Here is a 14,958-nt window from a genome sequence, read left to right on the forward strand (position 1 = left end):
CCTCACCACTCCGCCGCGATCTGCGTGCGCGCCGCGGCAAGTTTGCGGTAGAAATAGACGGTGAACAGGATCGACAGTAGGATCGAGAAATAGGCCATTGCGTTGGCCATGCCCATCCTGGCGTCGCTGTAGGCGGTGCGGGCGACGAGCGTCCAGACGAGTTCTGTGCGGCCGGCGGGACCGCCGTCGGTCATGATCTTGACGATGTCATAGGCGCGCGCGACGTCGAGCGAGCGGATGGTCATGGCGATGAAGGCAAACGGCATGATGAACGGCCAGGTGACATAACGAAATGTCTGCCATGGCGTGCAGCCGTCGACGCGGGCCGCCTCGACCGGCTCGCGCGGCATCGCCAGCAACCCGGCAAGGATCAGGATCGCGAACACCGACGTCGATGACCAGATTTCGGCGGTGAGGATGGCGATGAAGGCGAGATTGCCGTCGATCAGCCACGGGATGGCGCGGTCGGTCAGGCCGAGCGCCTGCAAGGCGTTGTTCACCAGGCCGATATTGTCGTTGAACATGAATTTGAACTGGAAGCCGACCAGGATCGGCGAAAACATCATCGGGAACATCATGATGGTGCGCAGCACCCGTTGTCCGCGCGACGCCTTCTCCACCAGCAGCGCCAGCCCGAGCCCGATCAGCATTTCCAGATTGAGCGCGACCGTCAGCAGCACCACGGTGCGGGCGAAGGCGATCCAGAAATCCCCGTTGCTCAGGATGTTGATGTAGTTGCGCGCGCCGATGAAGACCCAGAGTGTCTCCGGCTTGGTCAGCCGGAACGGCGTGAAGCTGGAGTAGAGCGAAAGCAGCAGCGGCAAGACCACCACCGCCGCCAGCACGATGACCGCCGGAAGCAGCAGCAGCAAGGGCGGCGAGGGTCTCCAGCCTTTCATGTCGATCCGGTTCTGGTTGGTGCCCGGACACCGAAGGCCGTCATCGGCGAGCTCGGATCAAGACAAAGCGTGTTGCGCATGGTCGGTCTAGAAACGGTTCGGGGGCGCCGCTCTTCGATAAGCGCAGCGCCCCCGTGGGAGATGTCAAAGCTTGCCGGCGTCTTCGAGGATCTGGGTGGCTTTGGCGGCAGCGTCGTCCAGCGCCTGCTTGGAGGTCTTGTCGCCGAGGATGGCCGCCTGCAATTCGGGATAGACGGCGTTGGAGATTTCGATCCATTCAGGCGTCTGCGGTACGGCGAAAGCGTGCTTTGCCTGTTCCTGGAAAGCCGCCAGCACTTCCGTCTTGTAAGGATCGCCGGCTGCTTGCTGGATGTCCCAGTCCCACACCGCCGTGCGGGTCGGCAGAGGCCCGCTTGCAGCTTCAAGCTTCTGGCTGTCCTCGTTGGTCAGGAACCATACCAAAGATGCCGCCGCTTCCTTGCTGGCACAGTTTTCGGTGACTGAAAACCCGTGATGCCCCGACCAGCCGGTGCGAATGCCGGCCGAACCCTTCGGCGCCACCTTCACCCCGACATTGCCGGCGACCTTCGATGATTTCGGATCGTTGAAGAACCCTGCCCAGCCCGGCCAGTCGAGATTGATGGCGACGGTGCCCGAGGCAAAGCCCTGGCCGAGATCGTCCCAGAGATAGTTGGTGGTGCCGGCCGGCACCGCCTTGGCCTTGTAGAGATTGACGAACCAGTCGAGCGCCTGCACCCCGGCCTCCGAGTTGAAGGCGGGCTTGCCGTCCTTGTCGAGATACTCGCCGCCATCGGCGATGAGCATCTCGTAGAAGCGGCCGTTGATCGCCTCTTCCTTGCCGGCGAACTGTGTGCCGTAGAAATCCGGCGGGCTGGCGAAGAATTCCGCCTGCTGGGCAACCTCGTCCCAGGTGTCGGGCGGCACCAGTTCGGTACCGTACTTGGCCTTGTAGGCGGTCTTCTTGGCTTCGTCCTGGTAAAGGCTCTTCTGGTAGTAGAGCGCCGAGACGTCGAACTGCGCGCGCGGCAGCATCACCAGCTTTCCGTCGAGCGTCGATGCCTTGATCGTCGACGGCACGAAGGCGCCGACTTCCTCCTTGGGCAGCAGCGCGTTGAGATCGGTGTAGATATCAGGATATTGCGGCGCGAAGGACGAATGGTTCGAGCCGACGCACCAGTTGATGCTGCCGGACGCGATGTCCGACTTGATTTCCTTGTCGAGCTCGAAGTGGTTCTTCTTCGAGATCACGTTGACCTTGGCGCCGGTCAGCTTTTCCCATTCCCCGATGCGCGCGTAGAGCCCTTCATATTGCTGGCCGCCGATCAGCTTGGCGTCGATGGTGACGCCGTCGAACTTGCCGGGCAGTTCGGCAGCAAAAGCAGTGCCCGCACCAAGCGCAAGCAGCGCCACGCCGGCCGACAGGCCGTAAAACAATCTGGTCATTTGGTTCCTCCCAAAGGCCTGCGTCGGCGAACTCGTATCGATCCGATCCGCAGCGCTTCATTCATATACAAACAAAACATTTATGCAGTCGTCAAGTGAAAGTTCTTTCCGGATGCTGGCCGTTGTGCGTATATGAAAGCCGAAATTCACTGGGGAGCGATTATGGCGGAGGACGAGGACGATGACCGATATCGTGCCCCGGCGCTGGACAAGGGGCTCGACATTCTCGAGCTTCTGGCCGGCGTCGACGGTGGCTTGACGCAAGCGGAAATCGCCAAGAAGCTCGACCGCAGCCCCAACGAGTTCTACCGCATGCTGGACCGGCTGGTGCGACGGGGCTACGTCACGCGGCCCGACGGCGATCGTTATTCGCTGACGCTCAAGCTGTTTGGCCTGGCGCAGTTGCACGCGCCGGTGCGACGGCTGGTTTCCTACGCGACACCGCTGATGCGCGAGCTTGCCGAAACTTCGCAGCAGGCAAACCAACTCGTCGTCTTCGATCGTGGTTCTGCGGTGGTGATCGCGCAGCAGGAAGCCCCTGATTACTGGGGCATCTCGATCCGCGTCGGCTCGCATATCAGCCTGTTCGACACCGGCTCCGGACATGTGCTGCTGGCCTTCCGCTCGCCGGAAGAGCGGCAGATGATGATCTCCGAATATCTGCGCAGCACCGACAGGCCGCCTCAGTCGCCGGAGTTCTTTGCCCGGCTCGACCAGGTCCGCGAGCGCGGCTATGAGATGATGGCGTCGCTGCAGACCGCCGGCGTGTTCAATCTGACGGCACCCGTTCTTGGCTCTGACGGCAGGGCAATCGCGGCGCTGTCGATCCCCTATATAACGCTGGTCAATGCCCCCAAGGCGCCCGACATTACCCGGACAATCGAATTGCTGCGGGCGGCGAGCGAAAAGCTCTCGCAACTGGCGGGATCGGCCGTCAACTCGAAGTGAATTCTTATTTGAATGAAGAATTTCTCCGTGAGATGATCCTGGAACGCCAGAGGAGGAGTGCGCCGTCATGATCTTCGATACCCATCTGCACCTGATCGACCAGTCGGCGCTGCGCTATCCCTGGCTCTCCGGTGTGCCGGCGCTCAATCGCCATTTTTCCCACGACGAATATGCAGTCCAGGCTCGCCGCGCCGGCATAGAGGGCGCGTTGCACATGGAGGTCGATGTCGATCCAGCCGACATCGAGGCCGAAACCGGCCACGTGAAGGCGCTGTCACAACAGAGGGGTAGTCTGTTGCGCGGGGCAATCGCCTCCTGCCGACCGGAAGAACCGGGCTTTGCCGCCTACCTGGAGGCGCAGCGCGCCGATCCCTTCGTCAAGGGTTTCCGGCGTGTGCTGCACGTCATGCCGGACGAGCTTTCGGGAGGCGCGCTGTTTCGCGAAAATATCAAGCGGCTTGCCGGCACCGGCCTGACCTTCGATCTCGTCGTTCTGCCGCACCAAATCCCCAAGGCGATCGCACTCGCCGATCTCGCGCCGGACGTGCAGTTCGTGCTCGACCATTGCGGCGTGCCCGACATCAAAGACGGCGGTGAGCACCCATGGCGCGAGCATGTTGCGGAGATCGCGCGACGCCCGAACGTCGTCGGCAAGATCTCCGGCGTGGTCGCTTATGCGGATGCCGGCTCCTGGACCGTCGATACCTTGCGCCCGTATGTCGAGCACACCATCAAGTGCTTCGGCTGGGACCGCGTCGTCTGGGGCAGCGACTGGCCGGTCTGCACGCTTGGCGGCGGACTTACGACCTGGGTGGCGGCGACGCATGCGCTGCTTGGCGGTGCAAGTGCTGCTGAACGGACGAAGCTTCTGTCGGCCAATGCCAAACGGCTGTGGCGTTTGTAGCCCGCCTCAGATTGTCGCCGAGACGTGCCGCTCACGGCCGTAGAGTGAGACCAACAGAACGATGACCAGACCAAGTGCAGCCTGCACGGTTGAGGGCCGGAAGCCGAGGCCGATCAGCAGCGTGTTGATCTCCGTCAGCACCAGCACGCCGGCGATGGTGCCGAAGTAATTGCCGCGGCCCCCGACAAGGGCGGCGCCGCCGACCACGACCGCCGCGATCGTCTGGAACAGATAGGGCTGGCCGACATCGCCATAGGCCGAACCGGTGAAGCCGAGCAGCAGCACACCGGCGGCAGCGGCGAAGAAGGCGCTTGCGGCATAGGTCACCATCCACATGCGGACCGGATCGATCAGCGCCAGCGGGGCAGCCCCGGGATTGCTGCCGAGCGCATAGAGGCGGCGGCCATAGGGCGTGCGTGCCAGCACCAGCGCCACCAGCAAGGTCAGCACCACCACGCATGGCACCAGCGCCGGCACCGGCAGCGGTCCGACCGAACCGCCGATCGAGACGAAGGCGGAAACCGCTAGCGGCGCCGATCCGGACGGAAAGCCGCCGGTCCATAGCAGGACGGCGCCTTGCACGATCATGCCGACGCCGAGCGTGACGATCAGCGGGTGGATGTCGAGCCCGCGCGAGATCAGGCCGTTCAGCGCCCCGATCAGCATGGCGAGCGCGCCGACGATCAGGCAGACAAAAGCAAAATTCCAGCCGGCGCCGTAGAGCTGTGCCGCAACGACATTGGCAAAACCGATGATGAAGGGAATCGACAGGTCGATACCGCCGAGAATGACGACGAGCGTCTGGCCGATCGATGCCACCGCGAGCAGCGAAGCGATGACCAGCAGCGCTCGTATGGCAAACGGCGCGGAATACCCCGGGATGAGCAGCGTGCCGACAATCTGCAAGGCGGCAGCGACCGCAAAGGCGCCGGCAACGCGGGCATTGGTGGACTGAAACCAGGTCTGGCTCATGCTTCTCAGCCTTTCCGTCCTGAGAGCCGTTCCTGCAGCGCCGTCATGATGACGGCCACGACCAGAATGACCCCATAGGCGATCTGCAGCACATAGGTGGAGACGTTGAAGGCGGTCAGCACGCTCTGCAGCAGGAAGATGTCGACGGCGCCGATCGCGGCGCCTAGAAGACCGCCGCGCCCGCCGGCAAGGCTGACGCCGCCGAGCGCCACCGCCGCGATCGCGATCAGCGTGTAGGTCGGTCCGATGTTGGGATCGGCCGAACCGATCAGCGCCGTCAGCATCAGGCCCGCGCAGGCGGCGAGTATGCCTGTTATGACATAGGCGATGAAACGGACTTTGGTTACCGGAACGCCGGCCGTGTAAGCGGCCCGGTCATCGCTACCCACCGCCATCAGCTGGTCGTAGTAAGGCGTCCGCCGCACCAGCCACCAGAACAGGAAGATCAGCGCCAGCGGCAGTGCCGACCAGGGCCCGGCCATAGCCTTCAGCCAGGCCGGCGCCGGGCCGATCGGCGCCGGCAGGATAGTCAGCGTCATGCCGGTGAGGATCAGATAGGTGCCGAGCGTCGCGACGATCGACTGGATGCGAACGACGGTCGCCAGAAAGCCGTTGGCGGCACCGATGATCGCGCCAATCAAAAGCGCTGCCGGCACGATGACCAGCGGCGAAGACATGCCGAGCTTGAGAAACAGCAGCTGGATGACGATCGCATTGACGAAGCCCATCAGCGGCCCGACGGAAATGTCGATGCCGCCGCGCCCGGCCAGGATCACTGGAGCCGAGGCAAGTGCTGCGCCGATCAATGGCGCGGCGAGCCCGATCAGCGCGCCCCAGGCGGCAGGATGGAAGCGTGTCGGGTTGAGCAGCAGATTGACCGCGATCAGGATGACCAGCAGCACCGTCGCAAAACCCGCGCCGCGCCACCGCTCTGCCATGCGCCGAAACCCGCTCATGCCGCGCGTCCGAACATAGCGGCGATCACCGTATCGCTTTTCATCTCGTCGCCGGTGATTTCGGCCGCCACCTGCTGTTCGCGGAAAACCAGCACGCGATGGCAAAGCAGGAGGATCTCCTCGATCTCGCTCGACAGGATGACCAGAGCCATGCCGTCCGCCGCCAGTCCCCGGAAGACATCGTAGAGGACATGGCGCGTCGCCACGTCGACACCGCGCGTCGGATCGTTGAGGAGCAGGATCGCCGGCTCCAGCGCCAGTGCCCTGGCCAGCAGCACCTTCTGCTGGTTGCCGCCGGACAGCGTGGTGATCGGAGCCTCGGGCTGCGGCGCGACGATGGAGAGTTTTTCGCGGTAGGCCTCGTAGCGCCGCCGCCGTGCGGCGAAGTTGAGCAGACCGAAATGCATGTCGCGCGACAATGTCGAGACGGCAAAATTATCGAGCACCGACTGGGTCGGGAAGATGCCGGTGGCGCGCCGGTCGCGCGGCAGATAGGCGATGCCGCTGCCGACCGCCTTGCGGAAGCTGGTGATCGCGCGGGCGTCGATGGTCACATCGCCACCGGCCGGCCGTTCCAGCCCGGCCAGCACTTTCAGGAATCTCTCCTGCCCATGGCCGTCGAGACCGGCAAGACCCACGATCTCGCCCGGCGCAATCGTCAATGTCACGGGGCTTGCGCCCGGCGCGATCACCAGGCCGCGCACCGAAAGGCTGGCGCGCTCAGCCATGAGCCAACTCCGCCGCCGTGCGTGGTGCCATCGCCTTGAGAAGCTCGGATGCGGTGGACGTGCCGCGTTCCTCGGTCGTCACCACGCTGCCGCCGCGCAGCACGGAAATCCGGTCGGAAAGCGCCATCACCTCGTCCATGCGATGGGTGATGAACAGGATCAGGCAGCCTTCCGAGGCAAGCTTGCGCATCATGGCGAAAACCGCCTCGCGGTCGGCGAAGTCAAGCGCGGCCGTCACCTCGTCAAGAATGAGAATGCGCGGATTGCGGACCACGGCGCGGGCAAGCACCACAAGCTGCTGAACCGCTAGCGGCAATTGCCCGGCCAACTGATCGAGCGGAATCTCGGTCACCGCGAACCGTTTCAGCACCGCTTGCGCGCGCTGCCGCCGCTCGGCGCGTGGCACGGTGCGCGTCAGCAAGCCGTCGAGGCCGAGCAGGATGTTATCCGTCACCGAACGGTCGGGCGCGATCAGCACTTCCTGGAACACGGTGGCGAAACCGGCGGCCTGGAACGCCGCCGGCTCGAAGCCGGCAAAGGGCGCTCCGTCGAGCAGGATCGTGCCGCTGTCCGGCTGGACAATTCCCGACAGCAGCTTGACCAGGGTGCTCTTGCCCGAACCGTTCTCGCCCAGGATGGTGTGGATCGTGCCGGCACGGAACGCGATGGAGGCATTCGCGAGAGCGACCGTTTCGCCATAGCGTTTCGAGACACCCTGGACTTCCAGCATGAGGGATTCCTGATAGGGAAAAGCCGGCTCTGCCTGAGCGGAGCCGGCCTTCATGAGCTTACTTGGCGCAGGCGTCCGGTACCTTCGAATAATCCCAGCCCTTGGTCGGCGCGGGATTGGCGAAATAGGCGTCGAGCCATTCTTCCGGCATCGGATCCTTCGGCGGAACCGGGAAGATCGAGACGGCGTCCGCCGTCATGCAGTCCTTGTACCAGGTGCCAAGGTCGGCATTGTGGACCGGCGGAATCGGGATCAGCAGCGTGTTGAGCTTCGGCTTCTGTCCGTCGAGCATACGCGATCCGATGCGGAACAATGTCTCGGCGGTCCAGTGCGGCAGAACCGCATGGCCTTCGAAGCGATATTTGTCCGGATTGGCTTTCCAGTAGCCGAGCGCATCGCCGGTGATCGAGCCGGTGATGAGCGGGGCAGGGCGGCCGGCTTCGGCAAAGGCCTCGGCGACGACGCGGCTTTCGCTGCCCGTCGTCCACACCGCATCGATCGGCGCCGGATTGGTGGCGATCGCCTGCAATACCGTCGTCTTGGTGACGTTGGCCGTCCAGTTGCCGTTGACGCTGCGCGAGACCTTAAGCTTAGGGTTCTCGGCCAGCGCCTTGTCGGCGCCCTGTCGCTCCTGCACCACGATCGGATGGCCGGCGATGCCTTCGACCAGAAGCACGCTGCCGCCGTCCGGCAGTGCTTTGCCGATCGCCGTCATCATGTCGTAGCCCCACCGGGCATAGTTGGAATCGACGTTGATGGCATTCGGGCTGGTCACCGACCCAGCCGCGGTGATGAAGGGGATGCCGGCCTTGGCGGCGGCATCGATGGCGTCGTCCAGTGCAGTCGCCGAGCCGGGGATCGAAGTTATGATCGAGCATTTCTTGTCGACGAAGGCGCGGATCTGGTTGATCTGCTGGCTGGCATCATTGTTGGAGTCCGACACTTCGAAGCTCGCCACCGTCCCGTCGGCGATCAGACCGTCGACAAGCCGCTTCAACTCCTTGGTGACGGTGACCCGCCACGGATTGCCCTGGTAGGATTCCGAGTGGCACCATTTCCACGGCTTCGCCGGCGGCGTGAAATTGTCCCACGCCGATGGCAGGATCGTCTGCGGCGCGCCGTCATATTGCGCCTTCAGTTCGCCAGGCAGTCCAGCGATTACGCCCGAAACGTCCTGGGCGCAGGCAATTGTCGTGATCGATGCAAGTGCGGTCGCAGCCATAAGGCCGCGGATCAGGCTGTTCATGTTCTCCTCCATTTAAGTTGTTTCAGGCTCCTCCACCGGCAGCGCCGGACACCCGCAACGGGAAATTCTCCAGAAACAGGCGATTGAGATCGGCGACGACGGGGCCGGCATCGTGCTTTTCGACCAGGCCGAGATTGATGCGATCGGACGCAGCCTGCTGGAAGGCCATGTAGCCATCGTGCCGTGGCCTGACCCAGGCGCCTTCGAGTGTGGCGCGTGTGTCCATGTAGAAATTGCCGGCGGCTGTATTGACGGCCGTGTCGTCCCACGCCGCGGCATGGCCGGGCTGGCCGCCGGCAGAAGCATAGGGGCCGCGCTGCACCTCGCCGCTGGCGATCCAGTAGGCAAAGTCGACGGCCGCCTGCTTCGCCTTCGAAAAGGCCGACACGGCAATGCCGGTTCCGCCGAGCGCCGAGCCGACCGGGCCGGCATTGCCGACGGCCGGAATGTCGGCGAAGGCCAGGCGGTTGGTCCGGAATCCGGCAATGGCATAGGAGACGTAGCCATAGATCAGCGGCGCACAGGCGATCCGCGAGCCGGACCTGGCCATTTCCTCCAGGGCGTCGATAGGGTCCATGCCAAGGCAGGCGGGATCGACGAGAGCCGCGATCTCGCGCATCATCTCGAACACGCGGCGGCCCATCTCAGGGTTTACGTGGCCGCCAGGTTCTTCGGCGGGGGGCCGGCCGAGATTGCCGGAAAGCGTATAGAACACCATCAGCGAATGCGGCGGCCTCAGCGGCAACAGCACACGGCCTTGCCGCGCCAGATCTAGCATTTCGCTCCAACTCGCTGGCTGAGCGGAAAGCACGTCGGGCCGCCACGCCTGTACCTGGCTCGCCGTATCGATCGGAAACGCCCACTGCCGGCCTTGCCAGTTGTAGCTCGGATAGGATCGGCCGACGCTGCCTGCCGCCAGCGCCGCGCGTTCCGCTTCGCGGCCCGCGACATCGAGCGGCGCCAGGCAATTCTCGGCGGTGATCTGGCCGACATGCGGATGATCGATGACGATCAGATCGTAGGCGCGGGCAAGTTCCTCGACCGGGAAGGATTCGAAATCCTGCAGCGAGCGCTTATCCCATTCGATGATAACGCCGGTCCGTTCCTTCCACAGCGCCGAACACGCGACCATCGGATCGTAGCCGCGCGGATGGCTCCAGGTCATGCCTTTGAGCCTCACGTCGCTCACAGCCCGAACTCCTTGCGGATCTTTGCGCTGTGCTCGCCGATGCGTGGCGCGGCCCGCTCGACCTTGGCGCGGACGCCATCGACCCGGAGCGGCGAGCGCGTGGTGAGGATCGAGACATCATCCTCGCGCGTCACCGTCTGCAGCATGTCGAGGACCTGGAAGCCCTCGCTGGCCATCATCTCCGGCCAGGTCAGCACCTTGGCGCACCAGATGTCGGCAGGCTCGAGGATGGCGAGCCATTCGTCGACCGTCTTGGTCGCGATACACTGAGCGATGATCGCCTTGATCTCGTCGCGGGCGGTGAACCATGTCGACGGCTGGTCGCGGTAGGGCGCTAGCTCTGCGAGCCCCAGAAGATCGGCGAGCTTCGGGATCGGCGTCATGGCGATCGCCAGATAGCCGTCCTGGGCCGGATAGACGCCGTAGGGCGCTGACAGATAGGCATGGGCGCTGCGGAAGGCCGATCGCCGCGGCAGGCGGCGGCCGTCATTGAGATGCGTGGTCAGCACCTCGAACTGGAAGTCCACCAGCGCTTCGAGCAGGCTGGTCTCGACATGGCTGCCGGTGCCGGTCACGCCGCGCCGCACCAGCGCGGCAAGGATGCCTTGCGCGGCGGCGGAGCCCGCCAGCATGTCGGCGATCGCCAGGCCGAAGGGCACCGGTCCCTGGTCCTCGTCGCCGTTCAGCCACATCACGCCGGAACGGGCTTGCGCCAGCAGATCCTGCCCAGGCCGCTTGACCCAGGGGCCTTCCTCGCCATAGCCGCTGATCGAGGCGTAGACCAGACGCGGATTGATCTTGCGCACCGCCTCGTAATCTAGGCCCAGGCGCTCGATCACGCCGGGTCGAAAATTCTGGATCAGCACGTCGGCCTTGGCCAGCAGGCCGCGCAGCGCCGCAAGGTCGGCCTCGTCCTTGAGGTCGATGGCGAGACTTTCCTTGGCCCGGTTGATGGCATGGAAGATGGTGGAATCGCCGCCAATCTCGGTGTCGCTGAGATAAAGCCGGCGCGACAAATCACCGCCATCCGGCCGCTCGATCTTGATGACGCGGGCACCGAGGTCGAGCAGCCGCAGCGAGCAGTAAGGCCCGGACAGGAACTGGCTCATGTCGACGACGACGAGCCCGGTCAGCGGCAATTCGGTAGTGGCAGCCATTGCCTATTTCTCCGTCTTGCCGGCGAAATCGGCCGGATTGCGGTATTTCACCGTCTGCAGGTGCTCGCAATAAAGCACGAGCTCTCCTTCACCCTTGAAGACTTCATAGCTGGCGCGGATCAGACCCATCTCCTTGTATTTGGGTTTCTTGTCGAGGTTGGAGCGGATCGAATAGATAGTGTCGCCGATGAACACCGGCTTGATGAAGCGCAGTTTGTCGTAGCCATAGGAGAAGGCGTTGACGCAATTGGTGGCGACGAGGCCGAGCCCGGCCGAGAACACGAAGGCGCCGGCGACCAGGCGCTTGCCGAATATGCCTTCCGTTTCGGCGAACATCTGGTCCTGCACGTAAGGGTGGATATCGAGCACCAGCGCGTTGAAAAGGTGGCTATCGCCCTCGGCCATGGTCCTGCGCAGCGAACGGATTTTCTGGCCGACCGGCCAGTCCTCGTAGAACCAGTTCTCTGCGTTCCAGACCGGGAGATCGGCGTGGTCCTTCGGCATGTTGGCGGGATGTGTCGACGCCACGCCGACGGTCGGCGCGAAACCGGTCATGACGGTATCCGTTGGAAGCATGGATCATCCGTCCGGGCGCGCCGCGGACCAGCGAATTGCATGATCGACCCTCCCGTCAATCTTCTTTTGTGAATACTATTTTCACATATGGGATTGTGTTGCAAGCGTGAACAGGCGAAATTTTGCTCGGATCCGCGGCGGGCAACGCCCGCGGAACAAGGGAGGATTTGATGCAGAATGCCTGTCTGGTCTTCGTTGGCAGCCTCAACCGCGAGGCGCCGTATTTTCAGGGCGCGCGCGGCGTCGGGCTCAGCGTTTACAGTTTCGACGAGGAGACGCTGGAGACGCGGAAACTGGCCGAAACAGGTGACGTCGACAATCCGACCTTTCTGTCGGTTACGCCGGACGGCTCCCACATCTACGCCAACTCCGAAGTGTTCGCCTGGCGCGAAGGCGTGGTCTCGGCCTACCGCTTCGATCGGCAAACCGCCGCGCTGTCCTACATCAACAAGCAGCCGAGCTTTGGCAGCATCACCGCGCACAATACCATCACGCGCGACGGCACGAAGCTGCTGGTCGCCAATTACGGCATGGGCGAAGGCGGTCCCGATCGCTCGGTCGTTGTCTACGGATTGCGCGAGGATGGCGGCCTGACCGCGCCGTTGTCGAGCGTCGCCCATGCCGGAACTGGTCCTGACACAGCCCGTCAGGAACGCCCCCATGCTCACAGCGTCACCGAGACGATTGCCGGCGGCGTGGCGATCGTCGCTGATCTCGGCATCGATCGGCTTGTCTCGTATCGCATTGGGCCTGATGGCAGCCTGACCAGACTGGCGGAGTCGGTGCTTGCCTCAGGCGCCGGCCCACGCCATGTGGCGCTGCATCCTGGCGGCCGCTTCGTGTTCGTCATGAACGAACTGGATTCAACGGTCGTATCGCTCGCGCTCGACGATGTGCCAGGAAGGCTCTCGGTCATCGACACGAAGCCGGCTGTGCCGGCCGCGGCGCGCGACAGCAATCATTGCGCCGACATCCAGATGTCGCCCGACGGCCGCTTTCTCTACGGATCCAACCGCGGCCACGACAGCATTGCGGTGTTTTCGGTCGACCAGCAAACAGGCGCGCTTGCGCTGGTCGATTACACGCCTTGCGGCGGCGCCACGCCGCGCAATCTGGCACTGACACCCTCGGGCCACCACCTCTTCTCGGCCAACCAGAACGCCGACCGCATCAATATTTTCGCGCGAGACGCGGCCACGGGGCGGCTGGCCGACACCGGACGATCGATCGATGTCGGCACGCCGATGTGCGTGAAGATCGTGCGATAAAGCCATCGGTCCTCCCAAGGCGCGCACGGTCCTGTGATTTCGGCTGAGCCATCGGCGTGGTAGTTTCCAGTCGTTTCCGCTCCGGAGTCGTCATGCGTACCAAGCTGCCAGAAATCACCCTTGCTTTGCTGCTGCTGGTTGGCGGTGTTCCAGCCGGCCATGCGGAAGTGACCGCGCGGCCGTCGCCTTCGGGTGGCGTTCTGTCGCTGCTTCCACCGCCGCAGATCTCCGATCATTCGATCGTGATCGCGGGACGTACGCTGAACTATCAGGCAAAGGCCGGCACTCTGTCGTTGCTATCCGGCAAGGGCGACGTCACCGCGGAAATTTTTCATGTCGCCTATACGCTGCGTCCCGAGCCAAGCCGGGAGCCTGATCCCCAGCGCCCGATCACTTTCGTATTCAACGGTGGTCCGGGCGCGGCTTCCGCCTATCTGCATCTCGGCGCGCTCGGCCCACGCGTAATGGCGACGGCGGCGAATGGAAGCTTTCTCCCATCGCCGCAGAAGCTTTTGGACAACCCGAACACATGGCTCGACATGACCGACCTGGTCTTTGTCGACCCGGTCGGAACGGGTTACAGCCGCGAGGCACCCGGCACCGAGGCACGCAGCTTCTGGGGCGTCAGCCAGGACGCCGCCTCGATGGGCGCCTTCATCAGGCTCTATCTGGCACAGGCGGGCCGCACCGCGTCGCCGGTATTTCTTGCTGGCGAAAGCTATGGCGGGTTTCGAGCGGCGCTGCTTGCCAAGACGCTTCAGGAAGATATCGGCATCAGTCCGAGCGGTATCGTGCTCATCTCGCCGGCGCTTGAATTCACCCTCGTGCGGCCCGACGAGTTCCAGCCGCTCCACTGGGCGCTCGAGCTCCCGTCGCTGGCGGCGGTGCGCCTGCGCAGTGAAGGCGTCACCGGTTCCGAGTTGCAGGAGCGGTTGGCCGATGTCGAACGCTATGCGCTTGGCGACTATCTCGTTGCGCTTGCCGGCGGGCTCGAAGAGGGTGGGCGCCTGGCGAGCCCGCGCGTGGCCGAAATCACCGGCTTGCCGCTTGAACTCGTCAAACGAAACTTTGCACGCATTCCCACCGCACTCTTCGCCAGGGAGTTTGCCCGGGCAAGGGGCAATGTTCTCAGCGCCTATGACGGCACGATCGAAACGGCGGACATCGCCCCGGAAAGCCTGAGGTATAGCGGCCCTGATCCAGTGCTCGATCGAAGCGTGCCGGTGCTCACTTCGGCCTTTGTCGGCTATATCAGTGAGGAATTGAAATTCCGCACCGATCTAAGTTACCGGCTTCTCAACCGTGAAATCAGTGGCAATTGGGATTACGGGACGAGCCCGACGCGCCAGGGCTATGTCGGCGTGATGGATGACCTTCAGCAGGCGCGCGCGTTGAACCCCGACCTCGGCGTTTTGATCGTCAACGGCTACACCGACCTGGTGACACCGTATTTGGTGTCACGCTACCTTGTCGGCCAGGTTCCTTCGCTTCCTGGCGCAAAGCCCATCCGCGTCGACCTGCTGGAAGGCGGCCACATGATGTATTTCAGGCCGGAGAGTCGGCGCGCGCTGAGAGAGGCCGCATCAGAGCTTTACCGAACGCCGAACTGAAACGGTTTTGTGAAGCAATTTTCGCTTTCCGAATTTGAAAGACGCTCTGGCCGCCTTCGAACGAGCGTGCGGCCATGAATGCGGCGACTGCGACCGGATAGTCGATCATCACCTGATGGTCTAACCGGACGGGTCCAGCCGGCATCACTACTTGCACGGCGCCGGTCTGAATGCCAGACGCCAACTCTTTTCGATGAACGCATTGACAAAAAATCGCCGCCGCAATAATCCAATATATTGGATGCAAAACGCAGATCACTTGCAAACAGAAGCATGCCGGGCGCGTGATGATCGTCGACAAACCTGGACCT

Annotated in this window: 14 protein-coding genes; 4 read left to right on the forward strand and 10 right to left on the reverse strand. The window is 63.5% G+C overall.

Annotation, left to right across the window (positions count from 1 at the left end; translation table 11 throughout):
• Positions 1–2: 2 nt before the first annotated feature.
• Positions 3–899 carry a carbohydrate ABC transporter permease gene (locus AC0L26_RS02240; protein ID WP_473631051.1) on the reverse strand — a complete coding sequence of 299 codons (897 nt, stop codon included), beginning with the start codon at positions 897–899 and terminating at the stop codon, positions 3–5.
• Positions 900–1,043: 144 nt separating this feature from the next.
• Entirely contained in the window at positions 1,044–2,363 is a 1,320-nt protein-coding gene (locus AC0L26_RS02245; RefSeq protein ID WP_473631052.1) for a type 2 periplasmic-binding domain-containing protein, read from the reverse strand.
• A gap of 162 nt (positions 2,364–2,525) precedes the next feature.
• Here AC0L26_RS02245 and AC0L26_RS02250 point away from each other — a divergent pair, with 162 nt between their 5' ends.
• Both AC0L26_RS02250 and AC0L26_RS02255 read left to right on the forward strand, forming a co-directional pair.
• Complete coding sequence (locus AC0L26_RS02250; RefSeq protein WP_127289479.1) at positions 2,526–3,311, forward strand: IclR family transcriptional regulator; 786 nt, start codon at positions 2,526–2,528, stop codon at positions 3,309–3,311.
• Between the two features lie 67 nt (positions 3,312–3,378).
• On the forward strand, positions 3,379–4,215 hold the full coding sequence (locus AC0L26_RS02255; protein WP_473631053.1) for an amidohydrolase family protein: 837 nt from the start codon (positions 3,379–3,381) through the stop codon (positions 4,213–4,215).
• Between the two features lie 6 nt (positions 4,216–4,221).
• On the opposite strand, the gene AC0L26_RS02260 is transcribed toward AC0L26_RS02255, so the two are convergent.
• From AC0L26_RS02260 to AC0L26_RS02295, 8 genes are read right to left on the reverse strand one after another with little or no spacing between them, the layout of a single operon-like run.
• Entirely contained in the window at positions 4,222–5,187 is a 966-nt protein-coding gene (locus tag AC0L26_RS02260) for an ABC transporter permease (protein WP_473631054.1), read from the reverse strand.
• Between the two features lie 5 nt (positions 5,188–5,192).
• Positions 5,193–6,143, reverse strand: coding sequence for an ABC transporter permease (locus tag AC0L26_RS02265; RefSeq protein WP_473631055.1), 951 nt, complete (start codon positions 6,141–6,143; stop codon positions 5,193–5,195).
• A complete protein-coding gene (locus AC0L26_RS02270; protein ID WP_473631056.1) occupies positions 6,140–6,871 on the reverse strand; it encodes an ATP-binding cassette domain-containing protein in 732 nt (243 codons plus the stop codon). The genes AC0L26_RS02265 and AC0L26_RS02270 overlap by 4 nt, the downstream gene beginning before the upstream one ends.
• Positions 6,864–7,601, reverse strand: a complete 738-nt coding sequence (locus AC0L26_RS02275; protein ID WP_473631057.1) for an ATP-binding cassette domain-containing protein — start codon at positions 7,599–7,601, stop codon at positions 6,864–6,866. The genes AC0L26_RS02270 and AC0L26_RS02275 overlap by 8 nt, the downstream gene beginning before the upstream one ends.
• Positions 7,602–7,659: 58 nt before the next feature.
• The gene (locus AC0L26_RS02280; protein ID WP_473631058.1) at positions 7,660–8,847 is read right to left on the reverse strand and encodes an ABC transporter substrate-binding protein; all 1,188 of its coding nucleotides are present in this window, start codon (positions 8,845–8,847) and stop codon (positions 7,660–7,662) included.
• Positions 8,848–8,869: 22 nt separating this feature from the next.
• Complete coding sequence (locus AC0L26_RS02285; protein ID WP_473631059.1) at positions 8,870–10,036, reverse strand: extracellular solute-binding protein; 1,167 nt, start codon at positions 10,034–10,036, stop codon at positions 8,870–8,872.
• Entirely contained in the window at positions 10,033–11,193 is a 1,161-nt protein-coding gene (locus AC0L26_RS02290; RefSeq protein ID WP_473631060.1) for a CaiB/BaiF CoA transferase family protein, read from the reverse strand. Before AC0L26_RS02290 ends, AC0L26_RS02285 begins: the two co-directional genes overlap by 4 nt.
• Positions 11,194–11,196: 3 nt before the next feature.
• Entirely contained in the window at positions 11,197–11,748 is a 552-nt protein-coding gene (locus tag AC0L26_RS02295) for a MaoC family dehydratase (protein WP_095484001.1), read from the reverse strand.
• Between the two features lie 191 nt (positions 11,749–11,939).
• On the opposite strand from AC0L26_RS02295, the gene AC0L26_RS02300 reads away from it, so the two are divergent.
• Together AC0L26_RS02300 and AC0L26_RS02305 are read left to right on the forward strand one after the other, a co-directional pair.
• On the forward strand, positions 11,940–13,037 hold the full coding sequence (locus AC0L26_RS02300; RefSeq protein WP_473631061.1) for a lactonase family protein: 1,098 nt from the start codon (positions 11,940–11,942) through the stop codon (positions 13,035–13,037).
• Between the two features lie 92 nt (positions 13,038–13,129).
• Positions 13,130–14,647, forward strand: a complete 1,518-nt coding sequence (locus AC0L26_RS02305; protein WP_473631062.1) for a S10 family peptidase — start codon at positions 13,130–13,132, stop codon at positions 14,645–14,647.
• The last annotated feature ends 311 nt before the right edge of the window (positions 14,648–14,958 follow it).

The sequence above is a fragment of the Mesorhizobium sp. WSM4823 genome (genome assembly GCF_055811195.1).

What these genes read in the sequence shown, in the direction of transcription:
- AC0L26_RS02240 (WP_473631051.1), bottom strand. Translation starts at nt 899, where the DNA reads ATGAAAGGCTGGAGACCCTCGCCGCCCTTGCTGCTGCTGCTTCCGGCG.
- AC0L26_RS02245 (WP_473631052.1), bottom strand. Translation starts at nt 2,363, where the DNA reads ATGACCAGATTGTTTTACGGCCTGTCGGCCGGCGTGGCGCTGCTTGCG.
- AC0L26_RS02250 (WP_127289479.1), top strand. Translation starts at nt 2,526, where the DNA reads ATGGCGGAGGACGAGGACGATGACCGATATCGTGCCCCGGCGCTGGAC.
- AC0L26_RS02255 (WP_473631053.1), top strand. Translation starts at nt 3,379, where the DNA reads ATGATCTTCGATACCCATCTGCACCTGATCGACCAGTCGGCGCTGCGC.
- AC0L26_RS02260 (WP_473631054.1), bottom strand. Translation starts at nt 5,187, where the DNA reads ATGAGCCAGACCTGGTTTCAGTCCACCAATGCCCGCGTTGCCGGCGCC.
- AC0L26_RS02265 (WP_473631055.1), bottom strand. Translation starts at nt 6,143, where the DNA reads ATGAGCGGGTTTCGGCGCATGGCAGAGCGGTGGCGCGGCGCGGGTTTT.
- AC0L26_RS02270 (WP_473631056.1), bottom strand. Translation starts at nt 6,871, where the DNA reads ATGGCTGAGCGCGCCAGCCTTTCGGTGCGCGGCCTGGTGATCGCGCCG.
- AC0L26_RS02275 (WP_473631057.1), bottom strand. Translation starts at nt 7,601, where the DNA reads ATGCTGGAAGTCCAGGGTGTCTCGAAACGCTATGGCGAAACGGTCGCT.
- AC0L26_RS02280 (WP_473631058.1), bottom strand. Translation starts at nt 8,847, where the DNA reads ATGAACAGCCTGATCCGCGGCCTTATGGCTGCGACCGCACTTGCATCG.
- AC0L26_RS02290 (WP_473631060.1), bottom strand. Translation starts at nt 11,193, where the DNA reads ATGGCTGCCACTACCGAATTGCCGCTGACCGGGCTCGTCGTCGTCGAC.
- AC0L26_RS02295 (WP_095484001.1), bottom strand. Translation starts at nt 11,748, where the DNA reads ATGACCGGTTTCGCGCCGACCGTCGGCGTGGCGTCGACACATCCCGCC.
- AC0L26_RS02300 (WP_473631061.1), top strand. Translation starts at nt 11,940, where the DNA reads ATGCAGAATGCCTGTCTGGTCTTCGTTGGCAGCCTCAACCGCGAGGCG.
- AC0L26_RS02305 (WP_473631062.1), top strand. Translation starts at nt 13,130, where the DNA reads ATGCGTACCAAGCTGCCAGAAATCACCCTTGCTTTGCTGCTGCTGGTT.